The 11,915-nt window shown below is 62.1% G+C and carries 11 protein-coding genes and 1 riboswitch; of the genes, 6 read left to right on the forward strand and 5 right to left on the reverse strand.

The annotated features are described in order from the left end of the window. Positions 1–87: 87 nt before the first annotated feature. From hldE to CD58_RS02495, 4 genes are all read left to right on the forward strand, one after another. Entirely contained in the window at positions 88–1,509 is a 1,422-nt protein-coding gene (hldE, locus tag CD58_RS02480) for a bifunctional D-glycero-beta-D-manno-heptose-7-phosphate kinase/D-glycero-beta-D-manno-heptose 1-phosphate adenylyltransferase HldE (protein ID WP_025211508.1), read from the forward strand. A gap of 108 nt (positions 1,510–1,617) precedes the next feature. Next, positions 1,618–2,592, forward strand: a complete 975-nt coding sequence (locus CD58_RS02485; RefSeq protein ID WP_025211509.1) for a glycosyltransferase — start codon at positions 1,618–1,620, stop codon at positions 2,590–2,592. Between the two features lie 5 nt (positions 2,593–2,597). Then, positions 2,598–3,302 carry a hypothetical protein gene (locus CD58_RS02490; protein ID WP_025211510.1) on the forward strand — a complete coding sequence of 235 codons (705 nt, stop codon included), beginning with the start codon at positions 2,598–2,600 and terminating at the stop codon, positions 3,300–3,302. A gap of 75 nt (positions 3,303–3,377) precedes the next feature. Further along, positions 3,378–4,184 carry a hypothetical protein gene (locus tag CD58_RS02495; protein WP_025211511.1) on the forward strand — a complete coding sequence of 269 codons (807 nt, stop codon included), beginning with the start codon at positions 3,378–3,380 and terminating at the stop codon, positions 4,182–4,184. 2 nt (positions 4,185–4,186) lie between these two features. Here CD58_RS02495 and CD58_RS02500 read toward each other — a convergent pair whose 3' ends face one another. From CD58_RS02500 to CD58_RS02515, 4 genes are all read right to left on the reverse strand, one after another. Continuing rightward, entirely contained in the window at positions 4,187–5,152 is a 966-nt protein-coding gene (locus tag CD58_RS02500) for a hypothetical protein (RefSeq protein WP_025211512.1), read from the reverse strand. A 34-nt stretch (positions 5,153–5,186) separates the two neighbouring features. Continuing rightward, positions 5,187–5,999, reverse strand: a complete 813-nt coding sequence (locus CD58_RS02505) for an aldo/keto reductase (RefSeq protein ID WP_025211513.1) — start codon at positions 5,997–5,999, stop codon at positions 5,187–5,189. Continuing rightward, a complete protein-coding gene (locus CD58_RS02510; RefSeq protein ID WP_025211514.1) occupies positions 5,996–7,171 on the reverse strand; it encodes an NAD(P)/FAD-dependent oxidoreductase in 1,176 nt (391 codons plus the stop codon). The genes CD58_RS02505 and CD58_RS02510 overlap by 4 nt, the downstream gene beginning before the upstream one ends. Positions 7,172–7,257: 86 nt before the next feature. Further along, positions 7,258–7,590 (reverse strand): DMT family transporter, encoded by a 333-nt coding sequence (locus CD58_RS02515; RefSeq protein ID WP_025211515.1) that lies wholly within the window; start codon positions 7,588–7,590, stop codon positions 7,258–7,260. A 103-nt stretch (positions 7,591–7,693) separates the two neighbouring features. Here CD58_RS02515 and CD58_RS02520 point away from each other — a divergent pair, with 103 nt between their 5' ends. Both CD58_RS02520 and waaA read left to right on the forward strand, forming a co-directional pair. Further along, entirely contained in the window at positions 7,694–8,584 is an 891-nt protein-coding gene (locus CD58_RS02520; RefSeq protein WP_025211516.1) for a LysR family transcriptional regulator, read from the forward strand. 22 nt (positions 8,585–8,606) lie between these two features. Beyond that, positions 8,607–9,881, forward strand: coding sequence for a lipid IV(A) 3-deoxy-D-manno-octulosonic acid transferase (gene waaA / locus CD58_RS02525; RefSeq protein ID WP_025211517.1), 1,275 nt, complete (start codon positions 8,607–8,609; stop codon positions 9,879–9,881). A 194-nt stretch (positions 9,882–10,075) separates the two neighbouring features. Here waaA and CD58_RS02530 read toward each other — a convergent pair whose 3' ends face one another. Next, positions 10,076–11,515, reverse strand: coding sequence for a TolC family outer membrane protein (locus tag CD58_RS02530; protein ID WP_025211518.1), 1,440 nt, complete (start codon positions 11,513–11,515; stop codon positions 10,076–10,078). Between the two features lie 174 nt (positions 11,516–11,689). Next, positions 11,690–11,795: riboswitch (TPP riboswitch) on the forward strand. Positions 11,796–11,915 lie beyond the last annotated feature (120 nt).

Below are 11,915 nucleotides of genomic sequence, written 5' to 3' on the forward strand. Positions count from 1 at the left end.
TCTAGCATCCCGTTACAGCCATGGACTAGCCTTCGCCAACCCTGTGCTAATATCCCCGCCCTGTTCATTTTGTATGTGGGATGCTCCATGAAGTTGTCCATGCCGCGATTCGATCAAGCCCCTGTATTGGTGGTCGGCGATGTCATGCTCGACCGCTATTGGCATGGCGGTACCTCACGGATTTCCCCTGAGGCGCCGGTTCCGGTGGTCAAGGTCGAGCACATCGAGGACCGCCCCGGTGGCGCCGCCAACGTTGCCCTGAACATCGCTGCCCTCGGCGCGCCGGCCTCTCTGGTGGGCGTGACCGGTGACGATGAAGCCGCCGACAGCCTGACCAACAGCCTCAAGGGCGCGGGCGTGCGAGCGATATTCCAGCGTATCGCGCACCAGCCGACCATCGTCAAGCTGCGGGTCATGAGTCGTCACCAGCAACTGCTGCGGATCGACTTCGAAGAACCTTTCGCCACCGATCCCCTGGCCCTCGGTGCCGAGGTTGATCGCCTGCTCGAAGGCATCAAGGTGTTGGTGTTGTCGGACTATGGCAAAGGTGCGTTGAAAAACCATCAAGAGCTGATCCAGGCCGCCCGCGCCCGTGGCATTCCGGTAGTGGCCGATCCCAAGGGCAAGGATTTTTCCATCTATCGTGGGGCGAGCCTGATCACGCCGAACCTCAGCGAGTTCGAAACCATCGTTGGTGGTTGTGTCGATGAGCACGACCTGGTGAGCAAAGGCGCGCAGTTGATGCATGACCTGGAGCTCGGTGCCTTGCTGGTGACGCGTGGCGAGCACGGCATGACCCTGTTGCGTCCCGATCACCCCGCGTTGCACCTGCCGGCGCGTGCCCGTGAAGTGTTCGACGTGACGGGTGCCGGCGACACGGTGATTTCCACCCTGGCCGCAGCGATTGCCGCGGGCGAGGAATTGCCCCATGCGGTGGCCCTGGCGAACCTTGCGGCGGGCATTGTCGTCGGCAAGCTCGGTACGGCGGCCATCAGCGCCCCGGAACTGCGGCGTGCCATCCAGCGCGAAGAAGGTTCCGAACGAGGCGTCCTGGGCCTGGAGCAATTGCTGCTGGCCGTTGACGATGCCCGTGCCCACAACGAGAGCATCGTCTTTACCAACGGTTGCTTCGACATTCTGCATGCTGGCCATGTGACCTACCTCGAGCAGGCCAGGGCCCAGGGCGATCGCCTGATCGTCGCGGTCAATGACGACGCCTCCGTGAGTCGTCTTAAAGGGCCGGGCCGCCCGATCAACAGCGTCGACCGGCGCATGGCGGTCCTGGCCGGCCTTGGCGCGGTGGACTGGGTGATCAGCTTCAGTGAAGGCACGCCGGAGAACCTGCTGCGCCAGGTCAAGCCGGATGTGCTGGTCAAGGGCGGCGACTACGGGATCGACCAGGTCGTGGGGGCGGACATCGTCGCGGCCTACGGCGGCACCGTGAAAGTATTGGGGTTAGTAGAGAACAGTTCTACGACAGCCATTGTCGAAAAGATCCGCAGCCGTTGATGGGCTCACTCCATATCCTGGGGAAGGTTTGCACCGCTAGCGTCTACCTTTTCCGGGCCGAACCCGTTCCTTGGCCCCGCTTTCTTTCGTTTCGTGGTTAATTAATTTATGAAAGTCATGCTCCTGGTGATGGATGAACAGCGTGTGATCCTTGATCGACTGTATGCAGTCGTGCAGGAGAACTGTGACGACTGCGCGATCTATCGCCTGAGCAAGCAGCAGCAGAAGAACCTCGGCCGGTTCCTGTCGTCGGTCAATTACGAAGATTTCGACCGGGTGGTGATTTTTACTCGGGTCAAGCGCCTGGTCCCGCAATTAAGCGTGTTGAAGTGCATTCCGGGGTTGGTCTTCCTTGAACACGACGCTTATCAGAACTACATGCGCGAAAGTAAGTACAAAGGTGTCTACTCGCGTTTATACCGCCGTCTTCCCAGTTGCCGCGCTTTGGTGTCGGGGGCCGTTGTGGCCCGTCGGATGCAAGCCGAGAACATCGATGCTGTGTTCGTTTCCAAGGGGTATGACGAACAGATGCTGCGCAACACCGACAGTGCCCGTGATATTCCCGTGGGTTTTCTCGGTAGCCTCAAGAGCACCGAATACGCTCAGCGCAAAGCGTTGCTTGAAGCCCTGGTTCGACGCACCGGCATGCTTGTGACGCGGACCCAATCGGGTAGCGAATACCTGGAAACACTTAATCGCATCAAAATCTTCGTCAGCGCCGACCTGGGCATGGGGGAGTTCATGATCAAGAACTTCGAGGCCATGGCCTGCGGATGCGTGCTGTTGGCCTGGAGTCAGGGCGAGGAAGATCAATTGCTGGGCTTTGCGGACATGGAAAACACCGTGTTCTATCGCTCTGAGGATGAGGCGGTGCAGAAGCTTGAGCTGCTGCAGCGTGACCCGGAGCTGGCCGCGCGGATCGCCCGTAACGGCCAGGCCTTCGCCGAGAGCCGGTATTCCTTTGCGCGTGTCGGACAGACCCTGGCCGAGGAAATCCAGCGGGAGATGCGGCCCTGGCAAGCACCTTCGGCGTTCACTCGTTGGTGGGTCAAGCTGCGCTACGGCATGAACGTGCCGGAATAGACGACATGAATGATCGCGTGCCTCAAGTCGGTGACGAAATGGCGCTGGATGAACTGCCTGGCGGTCATCAATCGCTATTCGGTGCGTTGCCCCAAGCCTTGAAGGACTGCTTGGAAAGGGCGTCGCGGGTGGTGCTGGTGGCGAACAATCCGGCGATCACGGCAGCCGACTTCCAGGCGCTCGATATCGGTAGCGATGATGTGGTCGTGACGTTCAACACCTGTGTGAAATCGGCGCTGCTCAGCCCGCAGAGCGTTAATGTGTTCGTGCACGGTTTCAATGCCCCCGATGCCTATTTCTTCGGCCTGCCTTGCAACCCCGAGGTGCAGCGATTGTTCGAGCTGCCCGGCGCGCGATGTTTCACCATGCTGGTGGGGTGCACCGGGGAAATGTCGCCGCTGCCGGGGGTGGTCCTGTATCGGGAACGCATGCCGTTGCCGCCCTTGTGGAACTATCCGGTCGATAGACCAGGTGGCAAGCGCTATGTCGGTCCCTCCACCGGTTTCAATGCGCTGGTGCTGTTCGATTGGCTGCGCGCTCATGCAGGTTATACCTATCAAATCATGACCCTGGGCTTTTCCAACGAGGCGGGCAAGTTCTGGAGTGGGCACGCCTGGGATTATGAGCGGCAGTGGCTGCTCAAGGCCGATGTGACCGTCGTACCGTTGCAGCGCAGGCGTTGGTGGCAAGGTTGGTTTCGTCGCCGTTGAGTCAGGTTGGCAAGGTCGGCTAGCCTGATACGATGCCGTCAGGGGCAAGTTCTTTTTACGACAGGGGCAGGATGCGTGTTGAAAGTTGCGGTGGCATTTTTTGGTATCCCGAGAAACTCGGAGATCTGCTTTCCCTCTATTCGAGAAAACGTCCTGGCGCAAATCCCGGCGGGCAGCGAGGTGCAGTGTTTTTACCACCTGTACAAAATCGACGAGATCCACAACACTCGCTCGGGTGAGGAAGGTGAGCTGAACGCGGACAACTATGCACCGTTCAGCACCATGACCGGTCGGCTCGATCCTACCAATGGGGTTCTGGAGCGTTGGGACTTCGAACGGGTCAAGGCCTTGGGCGATACCTGGGCAGATGAACACGCTTCGCTCAGAAACCTGATCTACCAGCTCAACTCCTTGCACATCGTGACGGCCATGATGGAACCGTTTGATCCGGATTTCGTCGTGTTTGTGCGTCCCGATAATTTCTACCACACAGCGCTTCCCGCTTATGTGTTTGCTCACTCTGATGCTCGCAGATTGAATGCCTACATTCCGGATTGGCAATGGTGGGGTGGTTTGAACGATCGTTTTGCGATCTGCGGACGGGGCGCCTACCGGGCCTATGGCAAGCGTATCGAACGTATTTTCGACTTTTGCGAGGCGACGGGCAGGAAACTGCATTCCGAGCGGCTGCTCAAATACGCTTTGCAGCAGGCGCGGGTCAGGGTTTGCACCCTGCCGACGACTGCGTCACGGGTACGGATCAATGGCGCTTTCGCAGAAGAGTCGTTCTCGCCCAAACGCGGCATGGGAAAGCGCGAGAACCGTTACTTCCATCTGTTCGCGCGGTGGCGCACCTACGTAGATAAACGACGTTCCAGCTGACGCTATTTGTGCAGCGTTCCGCGAACCATGCGCATCAGCCCCATGGCCTTTTTGTGCAAGCTGGTCAGGCCTTGGCGACGAGGCGGGTGCACGACCAGGCCCTGTTTCACGAGCCAATCCTTCCAGCGGATGCGTTCGTCGCGAACCACCCAGCCTTCTTGGCTGGCGAAGCTTTCAGCCAAATGCAGGCCTCGTGTGCTGGCCGGAACCAGCTGATCGCGTTTGAGCGTATACAGCTCACCTATCGGTTTGCCGTCTTCAAGCGGCATCAAGTACAAGTCCGGTCGTTTGCGGTCCAGGCGCGCCACCAGTTGATCGCCCTCCAGTCGTTCATCGACGTGAAACAGGCTCAGGGACTTGGCCTCCTTGGGCACATCCAGACGCAAATCGTAAATCAGCTGCAACGACGCCGTCGGCAGATGCACGTAGGCCCGTGGCCGTTCGATCAGCTGCAGGTTGGCGCTGCGCACCGGACGGGCCGAGCCCGACAGCGGCGTCAGGCGAAACGGCAAGGCTTCGCGGTAATGCAGGGCCGTGGCGTAGGGGGCGGGTAGCCAGGTGTCGTTGAAGCGCCCGCCGAGCCAGCCTTCCGGGGTTTCCAGCAGGCACTCTTCGGCAATCTCATTGATGGCGGTGAGCAGCGGCAGGTTCAGCTCGTGGGCCGGGACATAACCGGAAATCAGCTTGAGTACCACGTCGCCGCGATCCTGCCGCCGCTGGCGTACCAGCACCCAATAGTCGCGATTCTGCCAATGCAGGGTCAGGCGCACCGAGACGCCCAGGTTCGCCAGCTCCAGGGAAAAACGCTCGGCATCGTCCACCGTCACCGGGCGACGACGTTGCAAGGTCTGGGAGAAATTCAAAGGCATCCCGACGCTTTGGTACGTCAGGCCTTCGGGTGTCGCTTCGACGAGCAGGGGCAGGGTTTTGAAGTTGCTTGGGTTCTTTCTGATGAGCGTACGCGGCATGTCGGCTCCTTCCTTAATGCCGCGCGGAGCGGCGTCAATTTTTACGTAGGACCTTGGCGACGGTCGAGACGTTATGGGCGAGGTGCAGCGGATTGATGGTGCCGACAATAGCACTGGCGACCCCAGGATGCTCAAACAACAGTTCGAAGCTGGCACGGACCGGGTCCACACCCGGGCTCAGGCAGACGTGACCGCTGGCCAGGGCCTTCTTCACCAGGATCGCTTTGCCGTGCTCGGCTGCGTAGTCAATGACAGCCTTCTCGTTTCGTTCGTTCAGATTGTAGGTGACCATCGCACAATCGCCTTGCTCCAAGGCTTTCAAACCGCCGTCGACGGTCTTGCCGGAAAATCCGAAGCCGCCGATCTTGCCCTCGCGCTTGAGCGCCGCCAGCGTTGGATAGACCTCGCTGTCGTTGAGGATTGCCAGGTCATTGCCGTCGGAGTGCACCAGCACCAGGTCGATATAGTCCGTTTCCAGGCGCTTGAGGCTGCGTTCCACCGAGAGTCGGGTATGGGCGGCACTGAAGTCGTGGCGCGACTGGCCGTCGCTGAATTCTTCGCCGACCTTGCTGACGATCACCCAGTCGTGTCGCTGGCCGCGCAACAGCGGGCCGAGGCGTTCCTCGCTGCTGCCATAGGCCGGCGCGGTGTCGATCAGGTTGATGCCCAGGTCGCGCGCCAGCTTGAGCAGCCTGCGCGCTTCGTCGTCATCGGGAATCTGGAAGCCGTTGGGGTACTTGACGCCTTGGTCGCGACCGAGCTTGACCGTGCCCAGGCCTAGGGGGGAAACCATCGGGCCGGTCTGGCCCAGCGGGCGATAGAAATCGTGCAGGGTCGGTTGGCTCATGGCAGCAATTGCTCCCAGGCAGGCACGCCCATGGGCGGTTTTGGCAGGTCCGGCAGTGGGGCTGGGTGGCTTGGCTTCAGACCATCGCGTTGCAGCGCGCTGATCACCCGATCGGCGAAATCCGGGGCCAGGGCCAGTTTGGTCGGCCAACCCACCAGCAGGCGATCCTGCTCGGCGAGGAAGGCGTTGTCCGGACGGGTCAGGCCCGATTGCAGCGGTTCGGCGCGATCGACCCGCAACGCGGCCCATTGCGCGGTGCTGAGATCGACCCAGGGCAGCAACTGGCCGAGTTCTTTCTGGGCGACGGCGATCTGCGCGGCGGGCTCGCGGGCCACGGCGTCGCCTTCAGCGAGATCGCCACCCAGGTACCAGACCCATTGGCCGTCGGCGGCCGGGTGGGTGGTCACGGTGACCCGTGGTTTTGGTCCACCGCCCAGGCAGTGGGCGTAGAGAGGCTTGAGGCTTGGGCCCTTGACCAACACCATGTGCAGCGGCCGGCGCTGCATGGCCGGTTGATCCAGGCCGAGGGCCTTGAGCAGGTCGGCGGTACCGCCCCCGGCGCTGAGGACAATGCGCTGGGCGCGAATCTCGCGGCCATCCACCTTCAGGCCTACCAGCTCGTCACCGTCGCGCAGCGGTTCGATGTGTTGTCCGGCCAGCAAACTGTCGCCGGCCAGTTCCGCCAGGCGGGCGATCAGGCTGGGAACGTCCACCACCAGTTCGGCCAGGCGATAGACCTTGCCCTTGAAGCGCTTGTCTTGCAGGGCTGGCGGCAGCTGCTCGCCCTTGACCTGATCGACGCGACCGCGCACGGCCTTGCTGGCAAAGAAGCTGGTGAGATTGCCGGCCAGGGTGCCCGGGGACCAGAGGTAATGGGCCTCGGACAGCAGGCGCACGCCGGACAGGTCCAGTTCACCTTCGCCCTTCAGGGCTTCGCGCCAGCGCCGTGGCATGTCGGCGATGGCTTCCGAGGCGCCGGTCAGGGCTCCGTGCAAGGCGTACTTGGCACCGCCATGAATGATGCCCTGGGATTTGACGCTCTGCCCGCCGCCGAGGCTGGCGCTTTCCACCAACACGGTCGAAAAGCCCTGGCGGCGCAGGCGCGCATTCAGCCAGAGGCCGGCGACTCCGGCGCCGACAATCAGAACGTCGGTGGAAATAACGGATGGCATGCGGCGACCTCGGAGGAAATGAAGCGGCAAGTTTCAAGCTTCAAGCTGCAAGTTACAAGCGAGAGGGGGTGCCTTCTCTTGCAGCTTCAGTGTCCGGCAGTCTTGGAAAACAACTGGATCACCACCACCCCCAACACAATCAACGCCATCCCCAGTATCGCCGGCACATCCAGCTTCTGCCCGTAGATGAACAACGCCGCCACACTGACCATGACGATCCCCATTCCGGCCCAGACCGCATACGCCACGCCCACCGGGACGGTGCGAACGACAAGGGTGAGCATCCAGAACGCAATGCCGTACCCGGCGATGACCAGCAACAGAGGCAGGGGTGTGCTCAAGCCTTTGATCGCTTTCATCGAAACGGTGGCGATCACTTCGGCGCAGATCGCGATAGCCAGGTAGTAGTAAGCGTTCATGGGCGACTCCTTTTTGAAGGTTGCGTCTTTCGATGTCGTCATTTTAGAGCGGCGTCAGATGGGGTAAAGTCATTACCTATCTGTATGCGAGATAGGTTGAGCCATGAATGTTCAGTGGAATCTGGAGCAACTGCGGCTGTTCGTCGGCGTCGCCGACAAGCGTTCGTTTTCCGCCGTGGCCCGGGACCAGCGCAAGGCGCAGTCGGCCATCAGCAGCGCAATTGCCCTGCTGGAAGCCGACCTGGGGGTTTGCCTGTTCGAGCGCAGCAGTGGCCGCCAGCCGAAGCTCACCGACGCCGGCCAGGCGTTGCTGGAAGAGGCGCGGGAAGTGTTGCGCCAGTGCGAGCGTCTCAATGGTCGGGCCCTGGCCCTGATGCGAGGGCAGGAAGCGTCGCTGCGACTGGCCCAGGACGAAGCCATGCCCTATCAACCCGTCATCGACAGCCTGGCGGCGCTGGCCGAACGATTCCCGACCCTCGAAGTGCAACTGGCCAGCGCCGCCCAGGGCGATGTTGCGCGCAAACTGGTGGAGCGTCGCGCCGACCTCGGGTTGTTGTTCTACCACGACCAGATCCCCGAGGCGCTGGAGCGCCGGGTGCTGGGCAGCGTCGAGATGGTGACGGTGTGCGGCCGGCAGCATCCCCTGGCCAATCATGCGTACGTAACCTGCCTGGAAATGGCCCGGCATCGCCAGTTGTTGATGGCGACCCAGTCCAGCGTCTACCCCGGCAGCGAGCAGGCCAGCCCACAGGTCTGGCGGGCTGACAGCTTCTATGTGTTGGCCGAATGGCTCAGGTGCGGACTGGGCTGGGCTTGGCTGCCACGGCATGTGGTGCAGTATCCGGCGTACCTGGGGGATATGGTCGAACTCAAGAGCGAATGGACCCCGCCGGCCCTCGTGGTGGAATTGGTCTGGCGCCGCGACGAACCCCTGGGCCCGGCCGCACGCTGGCTGGCGGAACGTTTTGCCGTGCAGTTGCAGGCGATCGGCTGAAAAACCGATAAACTCCGCCGCCATGAACAGAACTCTCTATAGCGCGTTGTTTTATCTGGGGCTGCCACTGGTAGCGATTCGGCTGTGGCTGCGGGCCCGCAAGGCGCCGGCTTATGCCCGGCGCATCGGCGAGCGTTTCTCCTGGGGTCTGCCGGTCATGGTGCCGGGCGGCATCTGGGTCCACGCGGTGTCGGTGGGCGAAAGCATCGCCGCCGCGCCGATGATCCGGGCCTTGTTGCAACGTTATCCGCAGTTGCCGATCACGGTCACTTGCATGACGCCCACTGGTTCGGAGCGGATCCAGGCCATGTTCGCCAACGAGCCGCGCATCCAGCATTGCTATCTGCCCTACGACTTGCCCTGCGCCGCCAAGCGTTTTCTCGACCGGGTCCGGCCGTCGCTGGCGGTGATCATGGAAACCGAGCTGTGGCCCAACCACATTCACCAGTGCGCCAGGCGCGGCATTCCCGTGGCCCTGGCCAACGCGCGGTTGTCGGAGCGCTCGGCGCGCGGCTATGGGCGTTTCCCCAAGCTCACTCGGCCGATGCTCGCCGAGATGAGCCTGTTCGCCGTCCAGACCGACGCCGAAGCCGAGCGTTTCCGTCAGTTGGGCGCCCGGGCGGAAACCGTCGAGGTCACCGGCTCGATCAAGTTCGACCTGACCATCGACCCGCAACTGTTGGAAAGCGCCAGCGCCTTGCGCCGCCAGTGGCTAGCCACGGAGCGCCCGGTCTGGATCGCCGCCAGTACCCATGAAGGCGAGGATGAAGTGGTGCTGGCCGCCCACCGTCGGCTGCTCGACAGCTATCCCGATGCGTTGCTGATCCTGGTGCCGCGTCATCCCGAGCGTTTCGACGCCGTGCACCAGTTGTGCGAAAGCCAAGGCTTCGCCACGGTCCGGCGCTCCAGTGCACAACCGGTCACCGCCCAGACGTCAGTGTTGCTGGGCGACACCATGGGCGAACTGCTGTTTCTCTACGCGTTGGCCGACAGTGCGTTCGTCGGTGGCAGCCTGGTGCCCAACGGCGGGCACAACTTGCTGGAGCCGGCGGCGTTACAGAAGCCGGTACTCAGTGGCCCGCACCTGTTCAACTTCCTTGAAATCGCCGCGCAACTGCGTGCCGCCGGGGCGTTGCAGGAAGTCGACGATGCCCAGAGCCTGGCCTTGGCGGTACAGCGTCTGTTCGAGCTGCCCCGCGATGCCCAGCGCATGGCCGAGGCGGGGTTGAAGGTGATGCGCACCAATCAGGGCGCATTGCAGCGGTTGCTGGAGGGGTTGGGGCGGTTGATCGATTGATCGCGAGCAGACCACCTGTCTTGGACTGGGAGCGTGCCTTTGTGGCGAGGGGATTTATCCCCGTTGGGGTGCGAAGCGCCCCCACTCTCAAACAACTGACACACCGCGCTGTCAGGTTTTAGGGCTGCTGCGCACCCCAGCGGGGATAAATCCCCTCACCACAAAAGCTCATTGCCACACACTATATCTCTACGTTATTGCGCCGGCCGCGAGCGCAACTGCTGCGCCGCTGCCTGGGCCAGGTCCGGTGGCAGGAAGTCCCGGTCCGGGTTGTAGTCAGGCTTGAGATAACGTGACAGATCCTGCAGATCCGCCGGGCTCAACGTCCCGGCGGCCTGCTTGAGCCGCAGGTTGTCGAGGATGTAGTCGTAGCGGGCGTTGTTGTAGTTGCGCACCGAGGTGTACAGCTGGCGCTGGGCATCGAGCACATCGACGATGTTGCGAGTGCCCACCTGGTAGCCGATTTCCGTGGCTTCCACCGCGCTCTGGTTGGAGATGATCGACTGGCGCCTGGCCTGGACCTGTTCCACGTCGGTGTTCACCGCGCGGTGCAGGTTACGGGTGTTTTCCACCACCTGCCGGCGCAGGCCTTCGCGCTGCTGTTCGGTCTGGGTGAGCTGCGAGTAGGACTCGCGCACCTGGGAGCTGGTCAGGCCGCCGCTATAGATCGGGATACTCAACTGCAAACCGATGGTACGTTGCTCGGCATCACTGCCATAGCGCTGTCCGGTAGGGCTCGGGTTGGTGAAGCCGAGGCCGTCGTTGTCGCCTTTTTTGTACTGGGCGATCGCATCGAGGGTCGGCGCATGACCAGCCTTGCGTTGGCGCAGGGTGTCTTCGGCGGCATCAACGGCGTAGTTGCTGGCCAGCAGGTTCAGGTTCTGCTTGGCTGCCGTGTCGACCCAGGCCTTGGCGTCGTTCGGTGCCGGCGGCAGGATCGGCAGGGTGTGGACGATGCCCTGGAGCGAGTTGTACTGGCGGTTGGTCAGGGTGATCAAGGCTTCGAAGGCGTCATCGACCTGGCGCTGGGCGAGGATCCGGTTGGCCCGTGCCGTATCGTAGCTGGCCTGGGATTGCAGCACGTCGGTCTTGTCCGACAGGCCCACGTCGAAGCGCTCGTTGGACTGGTCGAGCTGGCGCTTGAGCGCCGCTTCCTCAGCCTTGGTCGAGGCCAGGTTGTCCTGGCTGCGCAGCACATTGAAATAGCTCTCGGCGCTTTGCAGGATCATGTTCTGTTCGGTGGCCGACAGTTGCAGCGAGGCTTGTTCGTTGACGGACTTTGCCGCCTGGAGTTGGAACCAGCGGTCGGCACGGAAAATCGGTTGGGACAGCGTGGCTTGGTAGACCGTGGCGCTGCGGGTGGCGGTCAGCGCCGGCTGGTCGAGCTCGGTACGGGTGTTGTTCAGGTCGGCCCCGGCCGAAAGGTTGGGCAACAACCCGGCGCGCGCCTGGGGTACCACTTCCTTCTGGGCGCCGTATTGAGCGCGGGCGGCGGCCAGGTCGGCGTTGTTGTCCACGGCCTCCTGGTACACGCTCACCAGATCGGTTTTGGTGGTCAGGGGCGCTTCGGCAGCCCAGGCCATTCCATTGAACGCACAAGACACGGCGAGGGCCAGTGAAAGTTTGCGCAGCATGAGGCAATCCCTGCTTTATAAAATGAGAGTTCACGAATGAGAGTGCGCATGTTGATGTGCGCGGCGTAGCGAGTGTAGTTGCGCGCACGCGCCGCAACAATCCTGTATATGCGCCATTCATCACGCCTTTTACCCGGGTGATGGCGTTCTCTCGTGGTTGTGTCTAGACTGGCCGGGTTCTTGTCGGGGTGCCTTGCTATGAGGCTGAGATCGAATAATTTCGGATCCCGTTGAACCTGATCAGGTTAGCGCCTGCGTAGGGAACAAGATTTCTCGTCACCCGGCGAGTCCTCTTGTGCTTCGTCCGGGATGTCGTTCGACCATTGAACGCACTCGAGCAGCAAGCACAGCGTCCGCACTTTCGTGCAGGGATGCGTCCATTCGTTACAGGTTCGCTCCG

The sequence above is a fragment of the Pseudomonas brassicacearum genome (genome assembly GCF_000585995.1).
Lineage (GTDB): Bacteria > Pseudomonadota > Gammaproteobacteria > Pseudomonadales > Pseudomonadaceae > Aquipseudomonas > Aquipseudomonas brassicacearum_A.

Coding starts and splice junctions, on each gene's coding strand:
- hldE (WP_025211508.1), top strand. CDS start 88: ATGAAGTTGTCCATGCCGCGATTCGATCAAGCCCCTGTATTGGTGGTC.
- CD58_RS02485 (WP_025211509.1), top strand. CDS start 1,618: ATGAAAGTCATGCTCCTGGTGATGGATGAACAGCGTGTGATCCTTGAT.
- CD58_RS02490 (WP_025211510.1), top strand. CDS start 2,598: ATGAATGATCGCGTGCCTCAAGTCGGTGACGAAATGGCGCTGGATGAA.
- CD58_RS02500 (WP_025211512.1), bottom strand. CDS start 5,152: ATGCCGCGTACGCTCATCAGAAAGAACCCAAGCAACTTCAAAACCCTG.
- CD58_RS02505 (WP_025211513.1), bottom strand. CDS start 5,999: ATGAGCCAACCGACCCTGCACGATTTCTATCGCCCGCTGGGCCAGACC.
- CD58_RS02510 (WP_025211514.1), bottom strand. CDS start 7,171: ATGCCATCCGTTATTTCCACCGACGTTCTGATTGTCGGCGCCGGAGTC.
- CD58_RS02515 (WP_025211515.1), bottom strand. CDS start 7,590: ATGAACGCTTACTACTACCTGGCTATCGCGATCTGCGCCGAAGTGATC.
- CD58_RS02520 (WP_025211516.1), top strand. CDS start 7,694: ATGAATGTTCAGTGGAATCTGGAGCAACTGCGGCTGTTCGTCGGCGTC.
- waaA (WP_025211517.1), top strand. CDS start 8,607: ATGAACAGAACTCTCTATAGCGCGTTGTTTTATCTGGGGCTGCCACTG.
- CD58_RS02530 (WP_025211518.1), bottom strand. CDS start 11,515: ATGCTGCGCAAACTTTCACTGGCCCTCGCCGTGTCTTGTGCGTTCAAT.